We start from the raw sequence: 26,276 nt of genomic DNA, 5'->3' as shown, positions 1-26,276 counted from the left end.
GCGGTCGCCGCGGCGCGCCGCAGGCGGCGCCGCCAGGTCGTGGCCGCCGCCGGGACCGCCTGCGTGCTCATGATCGGCGCCGTGCTGTCGCTGCCGTTCTGGAAGCCGGTCCGCGAGCCCGAGCAGCCGGCGAACGCGCCTGCGCCGGTCCTGCCCGCGATCGAGTTCGTCGTCAGGGACGACGAGGGCTTCGCGGTGATCAACGCGGACGGCGAGCGCGTGCCGCTCCCGGACGTGGAGCCGTCGAGCGTGTTCCGCACGGCCCGTTCGTACCTGGTGGTGTCCCTGGCCTCCCAGAGCACGGTCGAGATCGCGCTGGACGGGACCGTGACGTCCGGGCTCACCTGGCCGACCGAGGCCACCTCGACGACGCTCAACGCCGCGGGCACCGGGTTCGCCCTCGCCTCGATGGTCGAGGACGACATGAACGAGTACACGGTCTTCAACGTCCCGGCCGTGGACAACACGGCCCTGGTCCCGTTCCGGATCTCGGCGGGCATGACGCTGGTGGACTGGTCGGACTCGATCGCCGTGTTCAGCGCCGACGCGATGCCGCAGATCGCCGACGAATCGGGGCCGCAGCTGGGGACCGAGCAGTTCCTCGGCTCGCTCCAGAGCGTCGACGAGGCCGGGTTCGCGGCGGCCGCGGTCATCGACGCCGCCGATCCGGGGAGCGTGTGCGTGACCGCGTTCGCGCCGGGCGCGGCCGGGGGCGGCATGGACGCCTGCGGGCGGATCGACACCGCCGCCGTCAAGTCGGCGATCAGCCGCGCCGCCGGGGACGAGGCGTACGACGTCGTCGCCGGCACCGTCGCCAGGTGGACGCTCGCGAGCGGGCGGCCCGCCCCGGATCTGGGCGAGTACGCCGACGAGTACGAAGCGGCCGAACGGTACTGGGCCGATCCGGGCCTGCGCTGGGACCTCGCCTGCGACGGCACCTTCTCCGACTGGGTCCGGGTGGACCATTCGGACGACGGCTCGTCCGCGGCCTCGGCGGCCGAGGTGCCGGAGGGCGCGATCATGCCGGTCCTGGAACCCGCGGACGGCGACTGAGCGCCGAAAACGGGTGGGCCGCCGGGGGCCGCGGCCGATAGCGTGTGCCTTGTCCGACTTCGGAGGAGAGGGGCCACAGGGGATGCATGCGGCGGAGATCGAGCGCGCGGTGGCGACGGTGAAGGCGATCGGGGCCTCGGTCGGCCTGGAGGTCGAGGAGGCGGTGGTGCTCCACGACTCGAACAAGCTCTCGCTGCGGTTGCTCCCCTGCGATTCGCTGGCGCGGGTCGCGCCGCTGTCGCACCGGATCGCGGCGTTCGAGATCGACCTGGCGCAGCGGCTCGGCGCGGCGGGTTGCCCTGTGGGGGAACTCGATCCGCGGGTGGAGCCGCGCGTGTACGGGCGCGGGGACTTCGACGTGACACTGTGGACGTACTACGAGCCCGTCGGCGGGGAGGTTCCGGCGCCGGAGTACGCCGCGGCGCTGGAGCGGCTCCACGCCGGGATGCGCCGGGTCGGGGCGCCGGTGCCGCACTTCACCGACCGGGTCGAGGAGGCGCAGCGGGTCATCGCCGACCGCGAGGGCTCGCCGGGGCTCGCCGAGGCCGACCGGGAGCTGCTCGGGGACGTGCTGCGGGACCTGCGGGCCTCGATCGCCGGGCGCGGCGCCGAGCAGCTGCTGCACGGCGAACCGCACCCGGGGAACCTGCTCGCGACGAAGGACGGGCCGCGGTTCATCGACTTCGAGACGTGCTGCCGCGGGCCCGTCGAATTCGACCTCGCCCACGCTCCGGACGAGGTCGCCGACCACTACCCGGGCGTGGACCGCGACCTGCTGCGCGAGTGCCGCCTCCTGATGCTGGCGATGATCACGGCGTGGCGCTGGGAGCCCGGGGACCAGCTCCCGGACGGGCGGCGGCTGGCGGAGGAGTGGACCGCGCAGATCCGCGCCGCGATCTAGGACGCGGTCGCAGACCAGTCGTGGCCCTTGTTGCGGCACAGGCAGAACGGGTGTCCGACCGGGTCGGTGTAGACCTGCCAGCCGTAGCCCTCCTCGTTGACGAACTCCTGCCGGAGGGTCGCGCCGAGCGCGGTGACGCGCTCCTGCTCGGGCGCGAACTGGTCGACCTCGAAGTCGAGGTGGAACTGCTTGGGGTGCTCGTTCCCGGGCCAGGTCGGGGGGACGTACTCGTCGACCCGGTAGAAGGCCAGGTCGACCCCGCCGTAGGCGATGGCGGCCCAGAAGTCGGTGCTGTCGGCCTTGAGCGGCCGGCCGGTCACCTCGGCGTAGAACGCGCCCAGTTTCATCGGGTCGGGGCAGTCGATGATGAAATCGGTGAATTTGAGCATGACCCGATATTGCCACAGGTCGGCAACGGGACATTCCTTCTCTTCCCGCGGGACCCCGGCACCGCTAGCATGGCGTGACCGGTTCTCAATAGGAGCGTCATGTCCCCCTCGCACAAGCCCAATGCCGTCAGGATTCTGGCCGCCGCGCTCGGCGCGGGCCTGGTCCTCGTCCCGGCCCTGCCCGCCTCTGCTGATGCGACGTGCCCCGCGCCGGACGAGTACGCGTACTTCGTCTCGGCGTTCGCCGGGCCCGGTGCGCCCGGCTTCCCCGACGACGGCTCGACCTACCTGGAGGCGCCCACCGATGTGGCGGTGGACGCGGCGGGGAACGTGTACATCGCCGACGCGGTCGCGCACACGGTCAAGGTCGTCGATGCGGCAGGCCAGTTCAGGACGGTCGCGGGCAACGGGACCGCGACGCCCTCGGGGTTCGGCGGGCCCGCGGCCGCCGCGGGGATCGGCTCGCCCGCAGGGCTGTCGCTCGACGACGACGGGAACCTCTACATCTCCGACGCCGCCAACGGCGCTGTGTACAAAGTGGATGATCAAGGCACGATCGACGTGTTCGCCGGGACGCCGGGCAGTCCCGGCACCGGCGGCGACGGCGGGCCGGCCACCGCGGCGCAGCTGGACAGCCCGCGCGAGAGCGGCTTCACCCCGGACGGCGTGTTCTACGTGGCCGACCGCGACGGGACGTCGGTGCGCGCCATCGGGACCGACGGCGTCATCTCGACCGTCTTCACGACGAGGCCGGAGCCGTCCGAGCCCACGGGCCTCGCGACGGACGGCGACGGGAACGTCTACTTCACCGACGTGTTCGTGAACGAGGTCCGCGTCATCGACCCCGGCGGGCAGCTCTCCGCCGTCGCGGTCCTGATCGGGGCCCGGGGCCTCGCGACCGATCCGAGCGGGAACCTGTTCGTCGCCAGCGCCGAAGGCGACGTCACCCGCATCGCCGCGGACGACGGCGTCCTCCAGCGGATCGCGGGCGGCGCGCTGGGGCACTCCGGGGACGGCGGGCCCGCGCTCGACGCGGCGATGTCGCCCGCCGGGCTCGCGGTCGGCCTTGATGGCGAGATCTACGCGGCCGAGCCGGAGAACGGGGTCGTCCGGGTGCTGAGCCCGGTCCCGTGCGCGCTGGACCAGGAGCTGTCCGTGGAGTCGGACACGAGGCTCGTCGCCGACGTCATCGGCGACGACGTGGGCTACCGGCTCACCGTCAAGGGCTACTCGCACCCCGAATCGGGGTCCGGCGGGATCAGCGAGGACGGGCAGCTGCGCTTCGACCCGGAGCCCGGGTTCGCCGGCGTGGTCTCGATGAACTACAGCGTGATCGACGCGGTGGGGCAGATGTCCTACGGGACGGTGACCATCACGGTCGGGGATACCGCAAGCGGTGGCGGTGGCGGTGGCGGTGGCGTGCTTCCGGCGACCGGGCCGGGCCTGACGGCCGCGCTGTGGGCGGCGGTGGCGCTCATGGGCGGCGGCGCCGCGATCGTGTTCGTCGCGCGGCGCCGCAGGGTCGTCCGTTGATGTTCGAGTCTGCCGGGCGGCTGCACGGCCCCCCGTAGGGCCGTCCCTCCGCAGCCCGCTCCGGCTGACTCCTCTTAGGAAGCGGAAGGCGCTCCGACCTTGACCGGCTCCACCACTGCCGGTTCGAGCGCGGGTTCGGCGCTGTGGCTCTCGCGCCACCAGCGCATCAGGTTGCGGATGTAGATGACCTGGAGGCCGATGACGAGCGGGGCCAGGCCCCAGACGTCCCAGACCACGATGAACGCGATCCAGGGGATGCCGCCGAGGACGCCGAGGAGCCATCCGAGGTTGTTCTTGTTTCCCGCGAGCCAGTAGGCGACGAGCTGGTTCGCGCTGAGCAGGATTGCGACGGCTTGCCTGATGAAGTCGCCGTCGAAATTGAGTTCCACGTCTAGACCTCCTGGGTCCAGGTGGGGCCGGCGGCGGGTGCCGCGGCGGGGGAGGGCGCCGGGGTTCCGGCGAGGATCCGCCCGGCGGTGCCGGCGGAGGTGTTGGAGTCGGCCGGTCCGCAGACCGGCTCCGGGAGAATATTGGCGGGGACCATGATCGAATCCTATGGAGGATTCCGGAAAGTGAGTGTCGCATTACTCACTACGGGTGATGTCGGATCACGGACTAAAGGCGTACCGCTCTTTTCGGGAACTGATGTGCTTCTGCCGCACGGGATGCCATGGGCCTCAACCGTGACGCGCAGTCCTCCAAAACGGGTTGTCGGATTGCACACGCAACTCGATCAGACTATTCCCCTCGGCGGCCAAAAGCGAGACCGATCCCCGACCTATTTCAGATCGACGCGGAAGAGGCGCTCGACGAGGTCCTGCCAGGCGTCGGCGAGGCGCAGACCCGCTTCGGCCGCAGGCGGTCCGGCGTCGGGCGAGGAGGACATGTACAGCAGCAGCGGGCCTTCGAGGGCGGCCGCGAGCTGGACGGCGAGGCTGTCGGGGTCGCGCATGCCGAGGTCGGCCCGGCGCAGGAGCATCCGCAGGTGGACCAGGGTCATGTCGACCTCGACGGTGGGGGCCCCGAGGCCGCGCTCCATCCCCGCTCGGAAGACGTCGAGGTTGTCGATGAGGAAGCCGGTGCGCACCCGGCCGTAGGCGATGAGGCGCTCGGCCGGGCCGGCGCCGGGGCCGAGGGGCGGCGGGCCGGAGAGCACGGCCTCCTGGAAGCGGTGGGCCTCTTCTTCGATGAGGGCCTTGAAGATCCCGGCGCGGGTGCCGAAGCGGCGGAAGACGGTGCCTTTGCCGAGCCCGGCCCGCTCGGCGAGTGCGTCCATCGTCACACTCTCGGGTCCGCCCTCGGCCAGCATCTCGCGCGCGACGGCCAAGAGTCGCAGGCGGTTGCGCTTGGCGTCGGCGCGTTCGGCGCGGGGCTTGCCCAGGGGCACGACGGGACGGTCCACCGGACCAATCTACCAACCGGAAATATAAGCGGGGTAAAGTCCGTTTAGAAGGCGAAGGGCCCGACGCCGTGCCCCTCCCCGCTCGACCGCCCGCGCGGTCCACCCGCTTCAAGGAGCTTCCGCATGAACCTGTTCCGCCTGGACGCCAGCATCCTGCCCGGCGCCTCCACCAGCGCCGAGATCGCCGACCTCGCCGAGGCCGAGTGGTCCGCCGCCCACCCCGGCGGCACCGTCGTCCGCCGCCACCTGGGCACCGACCCGCTCCCGGCCGACGCGTGGGTCAACGCCACCCTCGGCGCGTTCACGCCCGAGGACGACCGCCAGGACGCGCACCACGCGGCCCTGGGCCTGGCCGCCGAGCTGGCCGAGGAGATCCAGGCCGCCGACGCGGCGATCCTGGCCGTCCCGCTCTACAACTACGGCGTCTCGCAGCACTTCAAGACCTGGGCCGACCTGGTCATCGCCGGCGCCGGCGCGACCACCCCGGTCCTCAAGGGCACGCCCACGGTCCTGGTCACCTCGATCGGCGGCGGCTACGGCCCCGGCGCGCCCCGGGAGGGCTGGGACCACTCCACGCCGTACCTGACGCGCGTCCTCGGCGACCTGTGGGGCGCGGACCTGACCGTGGTCAAGCGCGAGCTCACCCTCGCCGCCACCACGCCCGGCATGGAGGGCCTGCGCGACCTCGCGGCCGAGCAGCACCGCCAGGCGCTCGACGCCGCCCGCGAGGCCGGCCGCGCCATCGCGGGGAACTGAACCGCCGCAACCGCTTCGAAAGGCCCGGGGACTCCCCCGGGCCTTTCGCGTGTCCGCGTGATCTGAGACACGTTGGGGCGCTTGCCGGGAGCACCGAAGGGCCAGCTGAGGGCGAACAGGACGTGAACAGCGTCAAGGGATGTCAAGATTCCGTCAAGACGCGTCGGATTACGCTGTCCCCGTAGCCTCCTCGCCCGCACCCGACTCGGACGGAGACCCCCTTTGACCGACACCGACCACGCGCCCCCCTCGTACACGAGCCCCGACGGCGCCGTCACCGTCGTCGACGGCAACGGCGCGCCCGCCGTGCGCCTCAGCGCCGACGCCGTGCGCCTGCCCGCGCGCGAACTGGCCGAGCTCGTCACCTGGACCGCCCGCGAGGCCGCCGACGCGGCCCGCGACGCCGAGGCGCATGAGAGCCGTTCGGCCGCAGACGCACTCGCCGAGCTCAAGAACCTCCGCGACGGCCTCAACCAGGACGGCCTCGAAGCCGTCATCGAGCGCAAGCGGGCCGACTACGACGCCGAGCAGCCCGACCTCTCGGCCGACGACCCCCGCTCCATGTCGCGCCTCGCCCTCGGCACCGACTTCCCGATGGCCGGCCTCGACATGGCCATCGCCGTGCTCGAACGCTTCGGGCCCGGCGGGAGCGGCGCCGCCGCCATCGAGGACGACGCCGTCGTCGGCCGCGCCGACGGCCCCGAGGAGGCCGTCACCGTCGAGTCCACCGGCCGGTACCCGATCGCCAAGGTGCTCTTGGGCATCCACGCCCGCGAACTCGGACCGGACGCGCTCGCCAAGGAGATCACCGAGACCGCCGCGAAGGCCATAGAGGACCTGCGCGGCAAGCAGCGCGACCGCATCGACGGCCTCGGGCTGCCGCTGACCATGGACCAGGTCGACGGCCTGCCCGCCGAGATGAACGCCTACGGCCGCAAGATCCTCGGCCAGTCCGAGTTCCTGCGCCGCCAGCACGACGAGACCATCCGACGACTGCACTAGTGAGGACGCCATGACCCAGATCGACCCCGCCTCGGTGCGCCAGCTGGGCACCGACATCCAGACCAACGTCACCCCGACCCTGGAGGAGGCCGGCGAGATCCTGCCGAACCTGCGCAGCATCGACCAGACCCTCTACACCTCGGTCGCCCCGGCGCTGGCGCTGGCGTACACGACCGCCGTGAGCTACATGAACGAGATGGTCGAGGGCGCCGCCGAGTGCTTCACGACCATGAACGAGAACCTCGCGAGCTGCGCCACCTCCTGGGAGGACTCCGACCAGGCCTGCGCGAAGACCTTCAGCTGACGACCGAGTCCTCCCGAACCGCAAAGGAACCGCCCCAATGTCAATCGGCGCCCCCGACCCTAAGAGCTTCCAGGGCATGATGGACGCGTTCGCGATCGTCGCACCGACCGCGGCCGTCGAGATCGTCCTGCCCGCCTTCACCTTCGGGCCCTCGTGCACGCAGATCGCGCGCATCGTCTACATGAACCAGTGCAACCCCGGCCAGATCATGATGGTCGGCGCCTACTGGCTCCAGCTGGCCGAGAAGTACATCAAGGCGGGCCAGGGCCTCGACGACGAGGTATCCGCAATGGACTCCGAGATGTGGGAGGGCGAGGACTGCGAGGCGTTCGTCGACCAGTCCGGCCGGGTGACCATGCAGCTGTTCACCATCGGCGCCTTCGCGCTCGAAGTGGGCCTGTCGCTGTTCACCATCGCCGCCCTCCTCGTCGTCATGGTCACCGCCTACGCGGCGCTCGCCACCTGCCTGATGGCCATGGCCCTGGTGTACTGGCCGCTCCAGGCGTTCCCGCTCACCGCCGCCGCGGCCGTCGCCGTCCGCACCGCCGCGATGACCATCGCCGCCACCGGACTCGGCATACTCCAGACGCTCGACACCGCGCTGACCGGGCTCGGCAACGGCCTGGCCGCGTTCATCGGCGGCGGCATGACCGGCTCGTGGGCGGTCCTGGCGACCCAGGGCAACGTCGTCAACCCCGTGGACATGGTCGGCCCGACCGCGTTCAACATGATGAACGGCCTGGCCCAGCTGGCGCTCCGAAACGCGGCCGCGCCCTCGGGCGGCAGGCACGTGGCCGGGGGCCTCGGCCACCTGTTCGTCGGCGGCCAGGGCGCGTACAACCTCGGGCTCAACGCCAACGACATCGCCGGGGACGGCGACCTCAACGGCGCCGAGGACCCGCGCGGCAAGTACGGCATCGACCCCGGCAACCTCGACTTCATCCCGTACGTCGACACCCCCGAGGGCCAGGACGAGCCGACCGGCACCTGGGAGAAGCCCGGCTGGGCCGACGACACGACCGCCGACTGGGGCGGGAAGTAGCGCTCAGCGCATGAGCACCGACGACGCCACCGGACTGGTCCTGGGCCTCCTGGTCATCGCGGTGCTCGTGTCGTGGCCGGCCCTGCCCGGACTGCGGCGGCTCGCCCCGTTCAAGACCTTCCCGCCGTTCCGCGCCTGGACCGCCCGGCCGCATCCCGATGCGGCCGTGGCGGTCCGGGCCGGACGACGCCTCGGACCGAAGGCGGGCGGCGACAGCGCGATCGTCGTAGTCCGCACCGCCTGGGGGAACCAGGACTCGCGGGAGTGGCGGCCCTCGCTGCGCGCCTCGCGGCCGCTGGTGCCGGTGGTCAGCGTCGACGGCGTCCCGGCCTCGTGGGGCTGGGGCACAACGGAACTCACGCTCGCACCCGGCGAGCACCTGATCGCCGTGGCGAGCAGCCACTCGCGCTGCTACCGGCTCGTCAACCTCGGCCGCGGCGAGCGGCTGGACCTCGACCACCTGAGCCTCATCGGCGACGGTGCACACCGGTACGCCTTGGCGGGCAATGAGATCCGGGACCTGACCTACTTCGGCACGCGCAGAGGCGGCTTCAGCTGGTACTACGCCGTCGTCATCGGCGGGCTCGTCCTCGCGGCCGGGCTGACCGCGCTCATGCTCGCGGAACCGGATGCGGCCTCGTACGCACTCATGTACGGCGCCATCGGGATCGGCCTCGGGATCGGCGTCGCCGCCATCGTCTCGTCGCTGGTCAAACAGGCGCGCCTGCGACACGTCGTCACGGCCCCGCCGACCATCGGTGCCGCGCCGATCGTCCTCGACGCCGACGAACCCGCGCGGATGGCCCCCGCGCCCGGCTGGGCCGGACTCGGCCTGCACCTGCGCTACGAGTTCGAGCGGTACGGGCCCGACACCGTCGCGGCGCTCGCGGGTGGGAAGCCGAACCTGTTGCAGCGCTGGCGGACCGTGCGCATCGGCGAGCCTGAGGCGCCCGAGTGCCGACCGTGGATCCCCGCGCCGGAGGTCCTCCTCGACGGCCGTCCGGTGCGGGCGGGCTGGACCCGGTCGTGGATGCAGCTGGCGCCCGGCGAGCACGAGCTGACGGTGCGGGTTCCGGTGCCTCGCAGTCAGATCGGTCCGGACACCGTGGTCGACCTCGGCGAAGAGTACCAAGTGCGCTTCCGGGCCGTGGCGGGCGAGACGGCGGCGGTGGCGCTGTGCGCCGACGTGGCGGCCGTCCCCGCGCCGCAAGGCCCGCACTTGGCGCGCTTCCGGATCCGGCTGCGCTGACGCACGGTAACAGACCGAGCCGATTCACGGTTCGTACAGATGTGCTTGAATACTCCGGTGCCTGGAGTGAAAATCGGAGCGATGATCGGCGCCATCGGCGGCCTGGTCTTCATCCTCGTGAACGCGGGCGGTCTGCCCGGACCGCTGCCGCTGATCGTCAGAATCGCCGGGGCGGTCGCGTTCGCGCTCGTGCTGTGGTCCGTGATCCGCCGCCATGTCCCGGCGGGCGAGCCGCCGTCGCGGAGCGCACTGCGGGTCTACTGGATCTGCGTCGCGGCCGAGGTCGTGGCGATCCCGTTGGGCGCCTCGCTGATCAACAACGTCCTGGGGCAGCCGGACCTGACGGTCTGCTGGGTGGTCCTGGTCCTCGGCGCGCACTTCCTGCCGTTCGCCCGCGCCTTCGAAGCGCCGGTGTTCACGCCGCTCGGGTGGATCCTCATCGGACTGGCCGTGGCCGGCGGCGCGCTGACGCTCGCGACCTCCGCGGTCGCCGCCGCCGCGACGGCGGTGCTCGCCGGGGTCGTGCTGCTCCTGTTCTCCGCGTTCGGCGGCCGGGTCCGCTCCTAGATCGTCGGCAGGACCCTGGTCGTGACCAGGCCCGCGTCTCTCATGAAGCGCTCCAAGGCGATCGCGGCGATGCCGTCCATGCCGCAGCTGCGCGACAGCTCGACCGAGAGATCGACCGCGGCGTCGCCGGGGGCGTCGTCGCGGATGCGGTCGCGGACGATCGGCAGCAGCCGGTCGCTCAGGGGTTCCGTGGTGGTGCCGGTCAAGGCGATCACCTCGGGGTTGACGACGGCGACGAGGTCGGTGAGCGCGGCGCCGAGGTAGTGGGCGGTGCGCTCGATCGTCGCGATCGCGGCCGGGTCGCCGGTTTCGGCCGCGGCCCCCAGCGCCTCGATGAACTCCGGGTGGCCGGCCACTTCGGCGAGGGGATGCCCGGGGGCGGTCTCGTCGAGGGTCAGGCGGATGCCGGGGACGCCGACGTACGCCTCCACGCAGCCCTTGCGGCCGCACAGGCATTGGCGCCCTTCGAAGGCGAGGAGGCTGTGGCCCCACTCCCCCGCCGAGTTCGAGGCGCCGCGCACGACCGCGCCGTCCTGGACGATGCCCGCGCCCACGCCGGTGCCCAGGTTGACGGCGACCACGTTGGCGCTGCGGCGACCGGCGCCGAGCCAGAGTTCGGCGGTCGCGATGGCCTTGAGCGGGTTGTCGACCACGACCGGCAGGCCGAGGCGGTCGCGGAGGCGGTCGAGGTGGAGCCAGATCGCGTCCGGCACGCTCTCGGCCTTCACCGGGCGCTGCATGCCGCCGGGCAGGAGCACGCCGACGCCCAGGACCTCGTCGCGGTTCGATTGCGCGCGTTCGAGGGCGGTGTCGAGGGCGTGCTCGATCAGGTCGATGACCCGGTCGGCGTCCTCGACCGGCTCGTCGGTGACGGTCTCGAAGTCGGCGAGGCGGCCCAGCGCGGCGTCGTAGACGGTCGCTTCGAGGAACCGGTCCTCCAGGTAGACGCCGACGACGCGGCCCCGGTCGGCGTTGAGCCGCAGGCCGGTCGTGGGGCGGCCGATCGTGCCGTTGAGGAGGCCGGTCTCGGCGGCGATGCCGTACTTGAGGAGGTCGCCGACGATCGTGGAGACCGTGGCGGGGCTCAGGCCGGTGTCCTCGGCGAGCTCGTTGCGGGTCGTCTCCTCTGCCGCGAGCAGGGCGCGGACGACGATGAGCCGCGACTCGCTGCGGATGTCGCGGGAGGTTCGCCGGGCGACGGCCATGAGCACTCCAGATCCTCGGTCGACGTGGAATCGTAGCAGCGGACGCGAATCGGGCAACCGCGATCAGGGGCGGCGCAGTGATGTCGTACACGTGTCCGTATGTCCCCGTTCGGGGGACTCCACTTGTGGGCGTTTCACGGGCACCCGGTACAAATAGTGGAACGGATCACCCGTCAGGTGGGGGGAGGCAGGCGCAGTCATGCACGGCATCGGCGATTTCCGGGAGCTGTTCGGCGACGAACGCTACCGGACCCCAGTGCGGCCCACGTACTCGGCGCCGCACCGGCCCCGCAGCGAGTCCGACCCCGAGCCCGAGCGGGACTTCGGGGACTCGGAGACGCGGGCGCGGCGAATCGCGGCGGCGGCGGCCGCGGTGTGGAACCACGACGGGGTCCAGCTCGGGGGCGCGGAATACGCGCACCCGGTGGACCGGTCCTGGGCCATGGAGGCCACCGGGCCGGTGATCGCGGACCTGCTCGCCGTCCTCAAAGAGCACGGGTGCGACGTCGACGACGAGCAGATCCAGGACGCCGCGGGCGCGATCGCGATCCTCGCGGCCCGCACCTCCGACGACTAGCCCGCGATCGCGCGCTTGAGGATCGCGACGCCGCGGTCGATCTCTTCGGGCGTGATGACCAGGGGCGGGGCGATGCGCACCGTCCGGTCGTGGGTCTCCTTGCACAGCAGGCCGAGTCGGGCCGCGCGCTCGCACACCTCGCGGGCGCTCGGGCCCCCTTCGGCGAGGTCGACGCCGGCCCACAGGCCGCACACCCGGACCTCGTCCACGCCTTCGAGTCCGGTGAGCGCGCCTTCGAGGTGCTTGCCGAGTTCGAGGGCGCGGGCCTGCCATTCGCCGGTGGCGAGCATGGCGACGACCTCGGTGGCGACGGCCGCGGCGAGCGGGTTGCCGCCGAAGGTGGAGCCGTGGGTGCCGGGGGTGAAGACGTCCATGACCTCGCGGTCGGCCACGACCGCGGAGATGGGGACGATGCCGCCGCCGAGGGCCTTGCCGAGGAGGTAGAGGTCGGGGACGACGTGCTCGCGGTCGCAGGCGAAGGTGTGGCCGGTGCGGGCGAGCCCGGACTGGATCTCGTCGGCGATCATCAGCACGTCGTTCGCGTCGCAGGTCTCGCGGACGGCGCGCAGGTAGCCCGCGGGCGGGACGACGACGCCGGCCTCGCCTTGGACGGGTTCGATGAGCACGGCCACGGTGTCGGGGCCGATGGCGGCGTTCAGGGCCTCGATGTCGCCGTAGGGGACTGCGTCGAAGCCGCCGTCGTAGGGCCCGAAGCCCTCGTAGGAGCCGGGGTCGGAGGAGAAGCCGACGATGGTGGTGGTGCGGCCGTGGAAGTTCCCGTCGAAGACGACGATGCGGGCCTTGCCGTCCGGGACGCCCTTGCGGGTGTAGCCCCATTTGCGGGCGGCCTTGATGGCGGTCTCGACGGCTTCGGCGCCGGTGTTCATCGGCATGACGGCGTCCTTGCCGCACAGCTCGGCGAGGCCGGACAGGAACGGCCCGAGCGTGTCGGTGTGGAAGGCGCGCGAGGCGAGGGTGAGCCGGTCGAGCTGGGCCTTGGCGGCGGCCACGAGGCGCGGGTGGCGGTGCCCGAAGTTGACCGCCGAGTAGGCCGCGAGCCAGTCGAGGTAGCGGTTGCCCTCGGTGTCGGTGACCCAGGCGCCCTCGCCTTCGGCGAGGACCACCGGCAGCGGGTGGTAGTTGTGGGCGCCGAAGCGGTCTTCGAGTGCGGTCAGGTCGCTCGATCGGTTCATGGACTCCCTCTCATTGCTCGATCCACAGTATGCGCAGGCGCGATTCCCGTTGGAAGCGTTGCGAATGTGGTTTCTTGTGGAATCTTTCGACCCGGGTTGTAAACGTTGTGCGGGCCGCGGGTGCAGCAGCGCGGCGGTGAGGGGCGCGGAGGAGTCGGCGGCGAGGTCCGGGGGCGCCCAGGGCGCGCCGGCCGCGACGAGCATGGAGCCGACGGCGGCGATCATCGCGCCGTTGTCGGTGCACAGGCGCGGGGCGGGGACGCGCAGGGTGATGCCGTGCTCGGCGCAGCGGGCCTCGGCGAGGTCGCGCAGGCGCCGGTTGGCGGCGACGCCTCCGGCGATGACGAGGGTGTCGACGCCGTGGTCGGTGCAGGCGGCGACGGCCTTGGCGGTGAGCACGTCGCAGACGGCCTCCTGGAACGAGGCGGCGATGTCGGCGACCGGGAGCGGGCCTGCGGCGGCCTCGACCCAGCGGGCGACGGCGCTCTTCAAGCCGGAGAAGGAGAACCCGTACTTCCCGACCACGGCCCGCGGGAAGCGGATCGCGGCGGGGTCGCCGTCGAGCGCAGCCTTGGAGAGGGCGGGCCCGCCGGGGTAGCCGAGGCCGAGGAGCCGGGCGACCTTGTCGAAGGCCTCCCCCGCGGCGTCGTCGGCGGTGTCGCCGAGGTGGACGATGGGATCGCGGGCGAGGTCGCCGAGCATGAGCAGCGAGGTGTGGCCGCCGGAGACGACGAGGCCGACGCTGCGTTCGGGGAGCGGCCCGTGGTCGAGGGTGTCGGCGGCGACGTGCCCGGCGAGGTGGTGGACGCCGATGAGCGGGACGCCGAGCGCGAGCGCGTAGGCCTTCGCGGCGGCGATCCCCACGGTGAGCGCGGTCGAGAGGCCGGGCCCGGCGGTCACCGCGACGGCGTCCACATCGGACTTGTCGAGGCCGGAGCGCTCCAGGGCGGTGCGGACGGCGGGGACCATCGACTCCAGGTGGGCCCGGGCGGCGACCTCGGGCACGATCCCGCCGAAGCGCGCGTGCCGGTCCATGCTCGTGGCGGTGCACTCCCCCAGGAGCTTGCCGTCCGCGACCAGGCCGACGCCGGTCTCGTCGCACGACGATTCGATGCCGAGGACGACCGCGCCCCGGCCGAGCGCCCCGTGTTCCACCAGGCCGTCCCTCCGCTTCGATACCGTCCGGTCGAAGCAATCCTACTATTGCAAACTTATTGCAATAAGAGCCGGAGTCGGTCGAGGGCGGCTTCGGCGGCGGGACGCCAGGTCGCCTTGCCGCCGGTCCTGCCCTCTTCCCCGGCGATGCCGATCTGGCGCAGACCGAGTGCGCGCCGCAGGGCCCAGCCGCGGGCGCGGCGCACGGTGTTCTCGTCGGCGTCGTAGTGCTTGAAGAACACGTCCGGGTCGGGCAGGAGCAGCCAGGCCGCGGCGAGGTCGTTCGCCGGGTCGCCCGCGCCGAGCTCGCCGAAGTCGACGACGCCGCTGAGCGCGCCCTCGGCGGTGACGACGTTGGCGACGTGCAGGTCGCCGTGGCACCACACGGCCGGCCCGTCCCATTCGGGGGCGGCGAGCGCGTCGTCCCAGACCTCCCGCAGGGGCCCGGACAGGCCGTCGAGGTCGGCGGCGAAGGCGGCGAGCGGGACGTTGCGGTCGGGGTTCCTCGGGGCGCCGGCGGGCGCGGGCTTGTGGAGGGCGGTGAGGAAGCCCGCCAGCGCCTCGGCCGAGCGGGGCCGGGTGATCGGCGCGAGGTCGGCGGGGGTGCCCTCGACCCAGGTGGTGACGAGCCAGGACTTGGGGAACCGCGCGGTCGGCGCGCCGAGGCGGACCGGGACGGGGACGGGGAGCGGCAGGCCGGCGGCGAAGGTCGGGATCCAGTGGTGCTCGCGTTCAAGGAGCGCCGGGGCGCGCTCGGAGCGGGGCAGGCGCAGGGCGAGGTCCTCGCCGAGGCGCCACATGCGGTTGTCCCAGCCGCCGTCCACGAGCCGCAGTTCGAGGCCGGCGAGGTCGGGGAACCGGTCGCGGAGCAGTGATCGCACGAGCGCTTCGTCGATGGTTGCCAAGTCGTCCAAGGCGAGTCCTCTCTTCGGTGCCCGGTCGAGCCTACTTGCGTAGGCTGGGCGCATGGGTGAGCAGAGCGAGCCGTCGCGGACGGCGGGGACCGAGCATTCGACCGCGGGGGCCTATGTCACGGGCGGGGAGTTCACGCGGGACACGAACTACATCGAGGACCGGATCGTGGCCGACCCGACGGCGGTGCTGTCGGCCGAGACGGAGCCGCATTCGGCGATCGGGGACCCGCGGATCGCGGGTTTGACGGAGGGCTCGCAGGCGTGGCCGGTCGAGCCGGACCGGTACCGGCTCGTGGCGGCGCGGGCGTGCCCGTGGGCGCACCGGTCGATCATCGTGCGGCGGCTCCTCGGTCTGGAGGGGGTCATCTCGCTGGCGACGCCGGGGCCGGTGCACGACGTGCGGTCGTGGACGTTCGACCTCGGGCCGGGCGGGCGGGACGCGGTGCTGGGGACCGAGCGGCTCCAGGAGCACTACTTCAAGCGCTTCCCGGACTATCCGCGCGGGATCACCGTGCCCGCGATCGTGGACGTGCCCTCGGGGCAGGTCGTCACCAACAACTACCCGCAGATCACGTTCGACCTCTCGACCCAGTGGCGGCCGTACCACCGCGACGGCGCCCCGGACCTGGTGCCGGACGGCCTGGTCGAGGACATGCTGCCGGTGGTCAAGCGGGTGTTCACCGAGATCAACAACGGGGTCTACCGGGCCGGGTTCGCCGGTTCGCAGCGCGCGTACGAGCTGGCGTACAAGCGGCTGTTCGCGGCCCTGGACTGGCTGGAGGACCGGCTCGCGACGCAGCGGTACCTGATGGGCGCGCACGTCACCGAGGCCGACGTCAGGCTGTTCACGACGCTGGTGCGGTTCGACCCGGTCTACCACGGCCACTTCAAGTGCAACCGGAACAAGCTCACCGAGATGCCGCACCTGTGGGCGTACGCGCGGGACCTGTTCCAGACGCCCGGGTTCGGGGACACGGTCGACTTCGACCAGATCAAGCGGCACTACTACGTCGTCCACGAGGACATCAACCCGACGCAGGTCGTCCCGGCCGGGCCCGACCTGGCGAACTGGCTGACCGAGCACGGCCGCGAGCGCCTGGGGGGCTCGCCGTTCGGGGACGGGACAGCGCCGGGCCCCGTGGCGGCCGAGGAAAGGCCGCCCGGGGCGAACCCGCTCTACAGCGCTCCCTGAAGACGGCGCCCCTTACGACAGCGACGCGAGGTAGGCCTCAAGCTCGGCGGCGTAGCGGGCCGGGTCCTCGTTCCAGGTCGCGGTGTGGCCGGACGCGGACTCGACGACCGTGGCGAGCCCGGGGTCGAGCTCCTCGGCGAATTCGAGGGTCGGCAGGTGATCGACGGTCTTGTCGGCGGTGTCGACGAACAGGAGGACCGGCATCCCGAACTCGTCGGCGAAGTTGCGTTGGTCGAGGTTCTGCATGCTGATGTCGGCACGGGCCTCGACGATGCGCTTGGCGGCCCAGGTGATCGGGTCGATGACGTTGCGGTTGGCGGCCTGGAGGTCGAGGGTCGAGTCCCAGTCGAGGCACGGGGAGTCGAAGACGATGCCGCGGATGAGGGACTGGTCCTCGATCTTGCGGGCGGCCATGGCGACGGTCGAGCCGCCCATGGAGATGCCGTGGAGGATCACGTCGCTCGCGCCGTTCGCCAGCGCGTAGTCGATCGCGGAGAGGACGTCGGCGGACTCGTACTCGCCGAGGCTCAGCAGGCCGTTCTCGGAGGCGGGGGCGCCCTCGTCGTTGCGGTAGGTGATCGACAGGACCGGGTAGCCGAGCGCGTGGTAGACCTCGGCGGAGCGGAGGGTCTCCTCGCGGGAGGCGTTGCGGCCGTGGACGCCGATGACCCAGGTGTCGTTCTCGGCGGGCATGAGCCAGGCGGGGGCGTCGCCGAGTTCGGTCGGGACCTGGACCTCTTCGAAGTCGACGCCGATCACGGACGGGTCGCCGCGGTAGGCGTAGGTGTCGACGCGGACCATCTCGCCTTCGGCGAGGTCGCCGGAGAGGACGCCTTCGACGGTGCGGGTCACCGAGTCGTCGTCCTCGTCGACGATGTCGCCGATGAGGGCCTGGCCGTCCTCCCAGGAGAGGCCCCAGGTGCCGGGCTTCTCGGTCTCGCCGTCCTCCTCGTCGCGCGGGAGGGTCACGGTCCCGTCGGCGACGGCCTCGACCTGGAACGGGTACTCGTCGGCCGAGTGGTCGGGCCTGAGGAGCTCGTTCGAGAAGTACCAGCCCGCGCCGGCGAGTCCGGCGAGGGCGAGCACCAGGACGGCGGCGACGGCGATGACCGTGCGGCGCAGCCACTTGCGGCGTTTGCGGACGGGGGCGTCGGATGCGGCGGTGGCGGTCACGTGGCTTCCCGGGGGTTCGAAGGGCGCTGGTCGGTCGATCCTAATGCGGCGTCGCCCCCGGCCGCCTCGGGCAGACGGCGGTAGAGGTGGTGCTGCTCGACGACGCCGTAGACGACGAGGCCGGTGAGGGCGACGGCGGTGACGACGGCGGCGCCGGGGATCGTCAGGACGGGCGCGAAGTACGCGGAGCCGACGGCGATCGCCGATGCGATGAGCTTGGCGGCGACGTGTCCGGCGGGGATGCCGCGCTCGCTGACCTCCTCGATCATGAGCGTCGTGACGAGGATGACCGCGACGGCGACGGCCGGGATCAGCGCGACGGTGCGGTCGCCGAGGTGGACGTGGCCGGGGTCGGTGATCCGCTCAACCGCCAGAGCGGTGCCCGCGCCGAGGGCGGCGACGGCCGCGAACACGAAGTAGTGCGAGTACGCCCAGACGTAGACGGTGACGGGCCCGTGCTCGAAGGCGTGGCCGCCGGCGAAGTCGAAGTAGATCCACCACAGGGCGAAGACGATGACGAGCGCGGCGATCGCGAGGGTGAGCAGCGGCGCGGTGTCGAAGTCGAGGCCGGAGTCCACGGCGCCGGAGACGGCGATCGTGGCGGCGGCGACGGCCTCGCCGAGGACGATGATCGTGAACAGGCCGTAGCGTTCGCGGATGTGGCCCCAGTGGCCGCCCAGGCGCGGGTTCCAGCGGGCGAGGACGGGGACGGCCAGGTCGAGGAGGAACCACGCGATCCAGGCCTCGACGCGCCATTCCATGGGCACCAGGAGGAACGCGACCCAGCCGGCCTGGACGACGGTGGTGAGGACGATGATGCGCCCGGCGAGGGTGCGCATGACGGGGTCGCCGCTGCTGCGGTACACGCGGGCCCACTGGGCGACGTACGCCAACCGCATGACCACATAGGACACGACGAAGATGCGGAAGTCGAGGTGCGCGGCCTGCGGGACGCCGGCGGCGAGGCCGAGCGAGCCGGCGATCATGACCATCATGAGGAGCCGGTAGGGCACGTCGTCGGTGTCGAAGAAGTTCGCGAACCACGTGAAGGAGACCCAGATCCACCAGATGGCGGCGAACACGAAGACGTAGCCGAGGAGTCCTTCGCCGAGGTGGCCTTCGGCGGCGGCGTGCTCGAACTGGGAGGCGGCCTGGGCGACGGCGACGACGAACGACAGGTCGAAGAACAGTTCGAGCCAGGTCGCCTGGCGGTGCCCTTCGGTGTGGTCGCGGGTCGCGATCGGCACCCGCCAGCGCTTCGCCTCCACCATGGGTGGCACCGTCCTTTCCGATCACCTTCCGAGGTCAGCGCACAGTATCCTTCGCGCCCAGGGCCCCCGCAACCGGTCCGACACCGTGCGTCGTTCCCGGGGCGGGGCCGTCCGCCTACCGAGAAGGAGCACTCATGGCCACTCCGCACATCCTCCCCGCCGTCCCGGTCGCCTTCGGCGACGACGGCTCGCTCGACCTCGACGGCTCGCGCGCGATCCTGCGCTACACCGCCGCCTCCGGCAACGAGGGCGCGTTCGTGCTCGGCACCACCGGCGAGTTCCCGGCCCTGAACGTCGAGGAGCGCAATCTGCTCGCGAAGGCGAGCGTCGAGGAGCTTGCCGCGCACATGCGGGTCGTCGTCCACGTCGGCGCCCCGAGCCTCCGCGAGGTGCTCCAGCTGATCGAGGGGGCCCGGGCGGCGGGCGCGACCGAGATCGCCGTCATCACGCCGTACTACCTGCCGGCCACGGACGGGGCGCTGCGCGGGTTCTTCCGGGCGGTCTCGGACGCCTCGGACGGCCTCGACGCGTACCTGTACGTCTTCCGCAACCGCACCGGGAACTTCGTGTCCGCCGAGCTCATGGCCGAACTCGCGCTGCTGCCGAACATCAAGGGCGCCAAGGTCAGCGAGGAGCCCCTGGAGGTGATCGCGGCGTACCGGGCGGTCGTGCCCGACGACTTCGTGCTCTACACCGGCGCCGACCGCGACCTGGCCCGGACCGCCGAGTTCGGCGCGCAGGGCGTCGTCTCGGGCGTCAGCTCGGTGTTCCCCAAGCCGTTCCGGGAGCTGGCCGCGGCGGCCGCCTCCGGCGACGAGGAGGCCATCGCGGCAGCGCAGTTCAAAGTCGACGACGTGGTCGCGACCGTGAAGGGCGACATGGGCCGCATCAAGGCCGCGTACGCGATGATGGGCATCCCCGGCGGGACCGTGCGCATGGCGATCGAGGCGCCTTCGGAGCCGGTCCTCGCGGACCTGCGGCGGGCCGTGGACCTGTACGCGTGAGCGCCGCCGAGCGCGGGTGAAATCGAAGTGCCGCCGTTGTCCCCCCGAGGGGCCGGGGCGTGGGACGATGAGGTCGGCCCACCCTTCGGCCCCTTGAGGAATCCGCATGCCCGGCTCCGACATCGAGCGCATCGCCGACCGCGCCAACTGGCGCGACGTCGCGCGCACCGGCGCGGGCGCGATGGTCGCCGCGGGGGCGGTCACCACCGCGGCGCTGAGCACGAGCAACAGCTGGCCGCTCGCGCTCATCGCGGCCGCCGCCGCGTTCGGCTGGCCCGCGAGCCGCTGGCGGAACCTCGCGAAGCGCCAGGTCGTCGCCGAGTTCGACCGGCAGGGGGTGCGGCTGTACCCCGAGACCTCGCAGCGCAACCGCTCGCTGAGCCCCGTGGTCGACCTGCCGTGGGCGGAAGTCCGCGGGATCTACTTCTGGCGCAGGCGGACCGGCCTCTACTGGACCACGATGGTCGGGGTCGAGCCGGTCCACACCGACCCGCGGCAGGCCGCCGACCGGACCGGGGTCCCCGCGCACGTGACGTCCCCGCTCGCGCGGCGCTCGGTCGCGATCAGCGCCTCCGACTGCAGGCGGTTCGAAGCGGTCGCGAGGCGGTTCTCACTGCGCGCCAAGGTGACCGACTACAGGGGCGGCACGTCGGTGAAGCAGCGGAAGGTCTACTGAAGGTCGAGGACCCAGTCCTGGCCGACGAGGTCGTGCCCGAAGCCGCGGAACGGCTCCTCCTTGACGAGGGTGAACCCGTTCGCCTCGTAGATGCGGCGCGCGGAGTGGAGCAGGCTCACCGTCCACAGGACCACCCGCTCGTACCCGGCGGCGCGGGCGAAGTCGAGGCAGTGCGCCACCAGGCGCGAGCCGAGGCCGAGGCCGCGGGCGTCCGCGTCGACGAAGAGGATGCGGAGCCGGGCGGTGCCGGGCTCGTCGGCCGCGACTAGGGCGATGCAGCCGGCGCGCTCGCCGTCGACCTCGGCGATCCAGAGGGCCTCGCGCTCGGGGTCGTGCCCGGCGGCGAAGTCGGCGACGATCCGGGCGACCAGGCCCTCGTACCCGGCGCTCCAGCCCTGCTCGGCGGCGTAGGCCGCGCCTTGGGCCATGACGGTCCAGCCGAGGTCGCCGGGCCGGTCGGCCTTGCGGATGTCGATGTGCGCCATGGTGAGTCCTCCAGGCTCGCGATTCACTGAAACACACGTTTCAGTAGCCTTATGCTAGTCCCATGACCCAGGAGACCGCCAGCCCTTCGGCCCGCCGGACCGAGCTGCTCGAAGCCGCCTACCGGTACGTGCTCGACCACGGCCTCGCCGACCTCTCGCTGCGCCCGCTGGCGGCGGCGATCGGCTCCAGCCCGCGCGTGCTGCTGTTCCTGTTCGGCAGCAAGGACGGCCTCATCCGCGAGCTGCTCGCCCGCGCCCGCGCCGACGAGCTGGCGTTCCTGGGCCGCCTCGACGGGCACATCGGCCTCGCGACCGCCGCCGAGCGGCTGTGGGAGTGGATCGCGGCGCCCGAGCGGCGGCCGCTGGTGCGGCTGTGGATCGAGGCGTACGGGCGCTCGCTGGTCGAACCGGACGGCGCCTGGGCCGGGTTCGCGAAGGCCACGGTCGACGACTGGCTGGCGATGCTCACCGAGTGCGAGCCCGGCGCCGACCCGGCCCGCCGCACGCTCGTCCTCGCGGTGCTGCGCGGCGCGTTCCTCGACCTCATCGCCACCGGCGACGCCGACCGCACCGGCGCGGCGGTCCGCCTGCACCTCGACCTGCTCTAGGCGCGCCCGGCCTGCTCCTTGAGGTGGGCCGCGAGGTCGGCGACCGGGGCCGGAGGGCGGCCGGCTCTCCTGCGCAGCAGGTGCATCGAGACGGTGGTGCCCTCGCCCGCGATGGGGCGGAAGGCGATCAGGCCGCTGCGTTCGAGGGGGTCGCCCTTGACGGCGTAGTCGGGGAGGACCGCGGCGCCCAGGCCCTCGGCGACGAGGAGCTTCCCCATCTCGCCGCCGTCGACCGAATGCCAGGAGGCGGGCGGGCGGTCGGCGAAAAGCCGCACCGCGAAGCGGTGCATGGTCGAGCCGGCCCGCATGCCCACGAACGCCTCGGCGCGGAGGTCGTCGGCGGTGACCTCGGTCCGGGCGGTGAGCGGGTGGGCGCTCGGCAGGACCGCGACCGCGCGGCCGCGGATGAGCTCGGCCCCTTCGAGGTCGGAGTGCACGGCGAGTCCTTCAAGGACGTTCACCAGGCCCAGGTCGAGCGAGCCGCCGGCAAGGCCAGACTCGATCTCACCCTGCTGGAGCGCCCGGACCTCCACGCGCGCACCGGGCCTGCCGCGGCGGAAGGCCCGGATCGCGGGCAGGAGCAGGCTCGCGGCCCCGGCGTTGACGGTCCCGACGCGGACGGCGCGGGCCGCGTTCGCGCCGACCGCGGCCGACTGGAGCCGGTCGACCGCTTCGAGCACGCCCAGCATGTGCTCCAGGAGCTCCTTGCCGCGCACGGTGATCCGGGTGCCGTCGCGGCGCCGCTCCAGGAGCGTGACCCCGAGTTCGCGCTCCAGCTTGCTGATCGCCTCGCTCAGCGCCGGCTGCGAGACGTGCAGGTGCTCGCTCGCTCGCCGCAGCGACCCGTACCGGGTCACCGCGGCCACGTACTCCAGCTGCTCGATCCGCATCCGCCGCCTCCTCAAGGGGCGCCGATGCGCCCGTCATCGGCGCCGCCGATGGGGGTATCGGCCGATCCGATGGTCGGGATCTGTTCGCCGGGCTTATTTCCTAGTAACTTGATAGGAAAAGCCTACTACGAGCGACCGCCTCGGCACAAACCCGAAGGAGCAGCACGTGAGCGACCCCTCCTGTTCCGAGATCCCCGTCCTCGACGCCCCCGTCGCCCTCGCCGCGGCCGCGAGCCTCGCCGGGGAGTTCGCCGCCGGCGCCGCCGAGCGCGACGCCCGCAGATCCCTCCCCTACGCCGAGATCGACCGCCTCGCCGCCTCCGGCCTCCTCGCGATCACCGTCCCCGCCGCCCACGGCGGCGCCGACCTCCCCACCGCGGTCGTCGCGGAGGTGTTCCGGCGCATCGCCTCCGGCGACCCGAACATCGCGCAGATCCCCCACAGCCACTTCGTGTACGTCAACCAGCTGCGCTGGCAGGGGAATCCGGACCAGCAGGCCCGGCTGTTCGCCGAAGTGCTGGCCGGCAGACGGTTCGGCAACGCGCAGACCGAGTTCGGGACCCGGCACGTGCGGGACCACCGCACCGCGCTCACCCCCGACGGGGCCGGGCGCTGGCGCCTGAACGGCACCAAGTTCTACTGCACGGGCGCGCTGTTCGCCGACTGGATCCCGGTGCTCACGCACCTGGGCGTCGACGGGCCGATGCACGTCGCGTGGGTGCGGCGCGAAGCCGAGGGCGTCGAGGTGGTCGACGACTGGGACGGCATCGGCCAGCGCACCACCGCGAGCGGCACGGTGCGGCTGCGGAACGTCGCGGTGACGGACGAGTGGATCACCCCGTACGCGGCCACGTTCGAAGGCCCGCAGACGTACGGCGCGTTCGCCCAAGTGCTCCATGCGGCGATCGACGCCGGGATCGCCAGGGCCGCATTGGAAGAGGCCGCGGAGTTCGTGCGGACCAAGAGCCGCCCGTACCCCGACGCGGGGGTCGAGCGCGCCGGGGACGACCCGCTCACCGTGCACGCCTTCGGGGAGATGGAGTTGGCGCTGCGCGGGGCCGAGGCGCTGCTCGCGCACGCGGCGTCCGCAGTGGACGCGGCGAACGCGGACCTGAACGAGGACTCCACGGCGGAGGCGAGCCTCGCGGTGGCGGCGGCGCGGGCGTCCACGGCGCAGGTCTCCGTCCACGTCGCGAGCCGGATCTTCGAGGCCGCCGGGACGCGGAGCGCCCTGGCGGGCCTGAACCTGGACCGGCACTGGCGCAACGCGCGCATCCACACCCTGCACGACCCGGCGGCCTGGAAGGTGCAGCACCTGGGCCGCTGGGCCCTGGACGGGGCACCGCCGCCCCGGCACGGCCAGCTGTGAACCCGCTTCTCCCCCGACCCTGAAGGAGCCCTGCATGACCGGTTTGACCACGAACCAGGACCTGGACCCGCGGCGGCTGCGGGAGGCGTTCGGCGTCTTCCCGACCGGGGTGGTGGCCGTCGCCGCCGAGGTGGACGGGCGCATCACGGGGCTGGCGGCGAGCTCGTTCACGTCGGTGAGCCTGGAGCCGCCGCTGGTGTCGTTCTCGATCGCGACGGCCTCGAAGACCTGGCCGGACCTGCGGCGGGCCGGGCACCTGGGACTGACGATCCTGGCCGACCACCACGGGGCGGTGTGCCGGCAGCTCGCCGGGGACCCGGAGCGGCGGTTCGCGGGGCTGGCGCTGAGCGCGACGGAGCTGGGGGCGGTGACGCTCGACGACGGGCTGGCGCGGTTCGACTGCTCGGTGTACCGGGAGGTGGAGGCGGGCGACCACGTGATCGTGCTGCTGCGGCTGCACGCGGTGGAGCACGCGGACACGTCGGGGCCGCTGGTGTTCCACCGCAGCGGGTTCAGCCGCCTGGCGGAGTCGTCGTTATTCCGGATGTGAGATACACGAGTATTCCTATCGTTTAAGTTGACATTGCCGTGGGGGTGGCGATACGGTTCGGGATGTGCCACAGTGCACATCCCCCCATATCGTCCCGAAAGGCCCTGCAATGCCCGAGACCGAGGCGCCGAACCGCGGCGCTTTGACGAAGTCCTTCGCCGCGATCGCGGCCGCCCTCACCCTGGCGGTCGCGGGCTGCGGCGGCGGCGACGAGGACCCGACCGGCGTCGGGTTCGAGGACTGCGCCACCGAGCCGACCACCTGCAACTCCGGGGAGCGCGCCGACGGCGGCGACCTGGTGTGGGCCGTGGACGGCAAGTGGGAGGCGTGGGGCCAGGCCGACATCTACGGCTCCAGCCTGGCCACCTCGATCATCAACCAGCCCCTGCGGCCGACGGTGTTCACCTTCGACCAGAACGGCGAGATCCACTACAACGACGGGATCTACGCCGAGGCGCCCGAGCTGCTGGCCGAGGCGCCGCTGACGGTGGCCTACCACCTCAAGGAGGACGCCACCTGGGGCGACGGGGTGCCGATCGGCATCGACGACTTCGTCTGGCACTGGCGCGCGACCTCCGGCGACGAGGCGCAGTGCGCCCAGTGCACGCCGGCGAGCAGCTACGGCGCGAACGTCGCCTCGATCGAGGAGGCCGAGGGCAACACGGTGGTCGTGACGTACGTCGACGGCTACCTGGACGCCGAGTGGCACTCCGCGGGCGTCATCACCCACCCCGCGCACGTCGCCGAGGCCCGCGGGCACGCCGACTGGCGCACCGACCCGGCGGTCATGGCCGCGTCGGTCACCGACTTCTCGGAGAACCCGCCGCTGGACTACAGCGCCGGGCCGTACCGGATGGTCGAGGGCGTGCTCGGCGAGTACGCGAAGTACGAGCCGAACCCGGAGTGGACCGGCTCGCAGCAGGCCACCCTGGACTCGTTGACGCTCAAGTACATCAACGGCGCCGAGGCCATGGTCACCGAGCTGCGCCAGGGCACGATCGACGGGGCCGCGCCCTCCAGCTTCGACCCCGAGGTGCTCGACCAGCTGGCGTCCGAGGACGGCCTGAAATACACGGTCGCGCCGCAGTCGGGCTGGTCCCACGTGGACGCGAACCTGAACAACCCGTTCCTGTCCGACAAGGCGCTGCGCGAGGCGATCTTCACCGCGATCGACGCCGACGACGTCAACGCGCGGGCCTACGGGTCGGCGTACGCCGACATCGAGACGATGCAGAACGTGCTGTTCCGGCCCGACTCGGAGTACTGGACCGACCAGATCGCCGACGACACCCTCGGCTCGGGCGACGTCGAGAAGGCGCGCACGATCCTGGAGGAGGCCGGGTACACCTGGCAGGACGACCAGCTCCTCACCCCGGCCGGGGAGGCCGTGACCCTGCGGTACCGCACCGGCATCGAGGGGAACGCGTTCACGCCGATCATCCAGGACCTGGTCATCACCTACCTCGCCGAGATCGGCATCGAGCTGACGGTGGACCCGATCCCCAACGGCGAGTTGAGCACCGTGCTCGACGAAGGCGACTGGGACCTCATCCAGTTCTCGTGGATCGAGACCCCGCTGTTCGCGTCCTCGGCGGCCGACTACTGGGGCGAGGGCAACCACACCGGGTTCCGCAGCGACGAGGTCGACGCGATCGTGGACGAGCTCGCGACCACTCTGGACCGCGACCGGGCCGCCGAGCTGAACAACCAGGCGGCGCAGATCTCGCTCGACGAGGCCGTGCAGCTGCCGCTGGCGTGGACGCCGGCCCTGGTCATGGTCAACGAGGACGTCGTCAACGTCCGCGACAACTGGGCG

The 26,276-nt window shown here is 72.2% G+C and carries 28 protein-coding genes and 1 pseudogene; 17 read left to right on the top strand and 12 right to left on the bottom strand.

Annotated features, from left to right (window positions below; all coding sequences use genetic code 11):
* Window positions 1-1,053 (top strand): hypothetical protein (locus DI269_RS02190; RefSeq protein WP_157974711.1); only part of this gene is annotated, 1,053 nt, incomplete at its 5' end.
* 82 nt (window positions 1,054-1,135) lie between these two features.
* Complete coding sequence (locus DI269_RS02185; protein ID WP_112133505.1) at window positions 1,136-1,954, top strand: phosphotransferase; 819 nt, start codon at window positions 1,136-1,138, stop codon at window positions 1,952-1,954.
* On the opposite strand, the gene DI269_RS02180 is transcribed toward DI269_RS02185, so the two are convergent.
* Window positions 1,951-2,343 carry a VOC family protein gene (locus DI269_RS02180; RefSeq protein WP_112133504.1) on the bottom strand — a complete coding sequence of 131 codons (393 nt, stop codon included), beginning with the start codon at window positions 2,341-2,343 and terminating at the stop codon, window positions 1,951-1,953. The genes DI269_RS02185 and DI269_RS02180 overlap by 4 nt on opposite strands.
* Window positions 2,344-2,442: 99 nt before the next feature.
* On the opposite strand from DI269_RS02180, the gene DI269_RS02175 reads away from it, so the two are divergent.
* Window positions 2,443-3,876, top strand: a complete 1,434-nt coding sequence (locus DI269_RS02175; RefSeq protein WP_112133503.1) for an NHL domain-containing protein — start codon at window positions 2,443-2,445, stop codon at window positions 3,874-3,876.
* 74 nt (window positions 3,877-3,950) lie between these two features.
* On the opposite strand, the gene DI269_RS02170 is transcribed toward DI269_RS02175, so the two are convergent.
* The 3 genes from DI269_RS02170 to DI269_RS02165 all read right to left on the bottom strand — a co-directional run bounded on the left by DI269_RS02170 (window position 3,951) and on the right by DI269_RS02165 (window position 5,278).
* Window positions 3,951-4,265 (bottom strand): hypothetical protein, encoded by a 315-nt coding sequence (locus tag DI269_RS02170; RefSeq protein ID WP_112133502.1) that lies wholly within the window; start codon window positions 4,263-4,265, stop codon window positions 3,951-3,953.
* Between the two features lie 2 nt (window positions 4,266-4,267).
* The gene (locus DI269_RS26705) at window positions 4,268-4,420 is read right to left on the bottom strand and encodes a hypothetical protein (protein ID WP_157974710.1); all 153 of its coding nucleotides are present in this window, start codon (window positions 4,418-4,420) and stop codon (window positions 4,268-4,270) included.
* 234 nt (window positions 4,421-4,654) lie between these two features.
* Complete coding sequence (locus DI269_RS02165; protein WP_112133501.1) at window positions 4,655-5,278, bottom strand: TetR/AcrR family transcriptional regulator; 624 nt, start codon at window positions 5,276-5,278, stop codon at window positions 4,655-4,657.
* Between the two features lie 123 nt (window positions 5,279-5,401).
* On the opposite strand from DI269_RS02165, the gene DI269_RS02160 reads away from it, so the two are divergent.
* The 6 genes from DI269_RS02160 (at window position 5,402) to DI269_RS02135 (ending at window position 10,198) form a co-directional block, all read left to right on the top strand.
* Entirely contained in the window at window positions 5,402-6,034 is a 633-nt protein-coding gene (locus tag DI269_RS02160) for an FMN-dependent NADH-azoreductase (protein ID WP_112133500.1), read from the top strand.
* Between the two features lie 222 nt (window positions 6,035-6,256).
* Window positions 6,257-7,036 carry a hypothetical protein gene (locus DI269_RS02155; RefSeq protein ID WP_112133499.1) on the top strand — a complete coding sequence of 260 codons (780 nt, stop codon included), beginning with the start codon at window positions 6,257-6,259 and terminating at the stop codon, window positions 7,034-7,036.
* 10 nt (window positions 7,037-7,046) lie between these two features.
* Window positions 7,047-7,340 carry a hypothetical protein gene (locus tag DI269_RS02150; protein WP_112133498.1) on the top strand — a complete coding sequence of 98 codons (294 nt, stop codon included), beginning with the start codon at window positions 7,047-7,049 and terminating at the stop codon, window positions 7,338-7,340.
* A gap of 37 nt (window positions 7,341-7,377) precedes the next feature.
* Window positions 7,378-8,382 carry a hypothetical protein gene (locus DI269_RS02145; RefSeq protein ID WP_112133497.1) on the top strand — a complete coding sequence of 335 codons (1,005 nt, stop codon included), beginning with the start codon at window positions 7,378-7,380 and terminating at the stop codon, window positions 8,380-8,382.
* Between the two features lie 10 nt (window positions 8,383-8,392).
* Window positions 8,393-9,631 carry a hypothetical protein gene (locus DI269_RS02140; protein WP_112133496.1) on the top strand — a complete coding sequence of 413 codons (1,239 nt, stop codon included), beginning with the start codon at window positions 8,393-8,395 and terminating at the stop codon, window positions 9,629-9,631.
* Window positions 9,632-9,712: 81 nt separating this feature from the next.
* A complete protein-coding gene (locus DI269_RS02135; RefSeq protein ID WP_112133495.1) occupies window positions 9,713-10,198 on the top strand; it encodes a hypothetical protein in 486 nt (161 codons plus the stop codon).
* Here DI269_RS02135 and DI269_RS02130 read toward each other — a convergent pair.
* Entirely contained in the window at window positions 10,195-11,403 is a 1,209-nt protein-coding gene (locus DI269_RS02130; protein WP_112133512.1) for an ROK family transcriptional regulator, read from the bottom strand. The two genes, DI269_RS02135 and DI269_RS02130, sit on opposite strands and share 4 nt — an antisense overlap.
* Window positions 11,404-11,602: 199 nt before the next feature.
* Here DI269_RS02130 and DI269_RS02125 point away from each other — a divergent pair, with 199 nt between their 5' ends.
* The gene (locus DI269_RS02125; protein ID WP_112133494.1) at window positions 11,603-11,980 is read left to right on the top strand and encodes a hypothetical protein; all 378 of its coding nucleotides are present in this window, start codon (window positions 11,603-11,605) and stop codon (window positions 11,978-11,980) included.
* Here the strand turns inward: DI269_RS02125 and rocD are convergent.
* The 3 genes and pseudogenes from rocD to DI269_RS02115 all read right to left on the bottom strand — a co-directional run bounded on the left by rocD (window position 11,977) and on the right by DI269_RS02115 (window position 15,233).
* Entirely contained in the window at window positions 11,977-13,173 is a 1,197-nt protein-coding gene (gene rocD, locus DI269_RS28950) for an ornithine--oxo-acid transaminase (RefSeq protein ID WP_157974712.1), read from the bottom strand. The genes DI269_RS02125 and rocD overlap by 4 nt on opposite strands.
* 210 nt (window positions 13,174-13,383) lie before the next feature.
* Window positions 13,384-14,328: pseudogene (gene tsaD / locus DI269_RS28945) on the bottom strand (tRNA (adenosine(37)-N6)-threonylcarbamoyltransferase complex transferase subunit TsaD); the annotation flags it as partial.
* A gap of 56 nt (window positions 14,329-14,384) precedes the next feature.
* On the bottom strand, window positions 14,385-15,233 hold the full coding sequence (locus tag DI269_RS02115; protein ID WP_408612257.1) for an aminoglycoside phosphotransferase family protein: 849 nt from the start codon (window positions 15,231-15,233) through the stop codon (window positions 14,385-14,387).
* 61 nt (window positions 15,234-15,294) lie between these two features.
* Here DI269_RS02115 and DI269_RS02110 point away from each other — a divergent pair, with 61 nt between their 5' ends.
* Complete coding sequence (locus DI269_RS02110) at window positions 15,295-16,434, top strand: glutathione S-transferase family protein (RefSeq protein ID WP_112133491.1); 1,140 nt, start codon at window positions 15,295-15,297, stop codon at window positions 16,432-16,434.
* 12 nt (window positions 16,435-16,446) lie between these two features.
* On the opposite strand, the gene DI269_RS02105 is transcribed toward DI269_RS02110, so the two are convergent.
* Together DI269_RS02105 and DI269_RS02100 are read right to left on the bottom strand one after the other, a co-directional pair.
* Complete coding sequence (locus DI269_RS02105) at window positions 16,447-17,607, bottom strand: alpha/beta hydrolase family protein (RefSeq protein WP_112133490.1); 1,161 nt, start codon at window positions 17,605-17,607, stop codon at window positions 16,447-16,449.
* Complete coding sequence (locus tag DI269_RS02100; protein WP_112133489.1) at window positions 17,604-18,878, bottom strand: low temperature requirement protein A; 1,275 nt, start codon at window positions 18,876-18,878, stop codon at window positions 17,604-17,606. Before DI269_RS02100 ends, DI269_RS02105 begins: the two co-directional genes overlap by 4 nt.
* 134 nt (window positions 18,879-19,012) lie before the next feature.
* Here DI269_RS02100 and DI269_RS02095 point away from each other — a divergent pair, with 134 nt between their 5' ends.
* Both DI269_RS02095 and DI269_RS02090 read left to right on the top strand, forming a co-directional pair.
* Window positions 19,013-19,882, top strand: coding sequence for a dihydrodipicolinate synthase family protein (locus DI269_RS02095; RefSeq protein ID WP_112133488.1), 870 nt, complete (start codon window positions 19,013-19,015; stop codon window positions 19,880-19,882).
* 106 nt (window positions 19,883-19,988) lie between these two features.
* The gene (locus tag DI269_RS02090; RefSeq protein ID WP_112133487.1) at window positions 19,989-20,558 is read left to right on the top strand and encodes a hypothetical protein; all 570 of its coding nucleotides are present in this window, start codon (window positions 19,989-19,991) and stop codon (window positions 20,556-20,558) included.
* Here DI269_RS02090 and DI269_RS02085 read toward each other — a convergent pair.
* On the bottom strand, window positions 20,552-21,043 hold the full coding sequence (locus tag DI269_RS02085) for a GNAT family N-acetyltransferase (protein ID WP_112133486.1): 492 nt from the start codon (window positions 21,041-21,043) through the stop codon (window positions 20,552-20,554). The genes DI269_RS02090 and DI269_RS02085 overlap by 7 nt on opposite strands.
* Window positions 21,044-21,105: 62 nt before the next feature.
* Here DI269_RS02085 and DI269_RS02080 point away from each other — a divergent pair, with 62 nt between their 5' ends.
* Window positions 21,106-21,651 (top strand): TetR family transcriptional regulator, encoded by a 546-nt coding sequence (locus tag DI269_RS02080; RefSeq protein ID WP_112133485.1) that lies wholly within the window; start codon window positions 21,106-21,108, stop codon window positions 21,649-21,651.
* Here DI269_RS02080 and DI269_RS02075 read toward each other — a convergent pair.
* Window positions 21,648-22,541: a LysR family transcriptional regulator gene (locus DI269_RS02075; RefSeq protein WP_112133484.1), complete on the bottom strand. Its 894-nt coding sequence runs from the start codon at window positions 22,539-22,541 to the stop codon at window positions 21,648-21,650. The genes DI269_RS02080 and DI269_RS02075 overlap by 4 nt on opposite strands.
* Before the next feature lie 166 nt (window positions 22,542-22,707).
* On the opposite strand from DI269_RS02075, the gene DI269_RS02070 reads away from it, so the two are divergent.
* From DI269_RS02070 to DI269_RS02060, 3 genes are all read left to right on the top strand, one after another.
* Window positions 22,708-23,910, top strand: coding sequence for an SfnB family sulfur acquisition oxidoreductase (locus DI269_RS02070; protein ID WP_112133483.1), 1,203 nt, complete (start codon window positions 22,708-22,710; stop codon window positions 23,908-23,910).
* Between the two features lie 34 nt (window positions 23,911-23,944).
* Window positions 23,945-24,460, top strand: a complete 516-nt coding sequence (locus DI269_RS02065; protein ID WP_112133482.1) for a flavin reductase family protein — start codon at window positions 23,945-23,947, stop codon at window positions 24,458-24,460.
* Window positions 24,461-24,569: 109 nt separating this feature from the next.
* A partial coding sequence (locus DI269_RS02060) for an ABC transporter substrate-binding protein (RefSeq protein ID WP_112133481.1) occupies window positions 24,570-26,276 on the top strand: 1,707 nt, incomplete at its 3' end.

It is taken from the genome of Glycomyces dulcitolivorans (assembly GCF_003265355.1).
Taxonomy (GTDB): domain Bacteria; phylum Actinomycetota; class Actinomycetes; order Mycobacteriales; family Micromonosporaceae; genus Glycomyces; species Glycomyces dulcitolivorans.
This window is presented reverse-complemented; position numbering and strand designations above follow the sequence as displayed.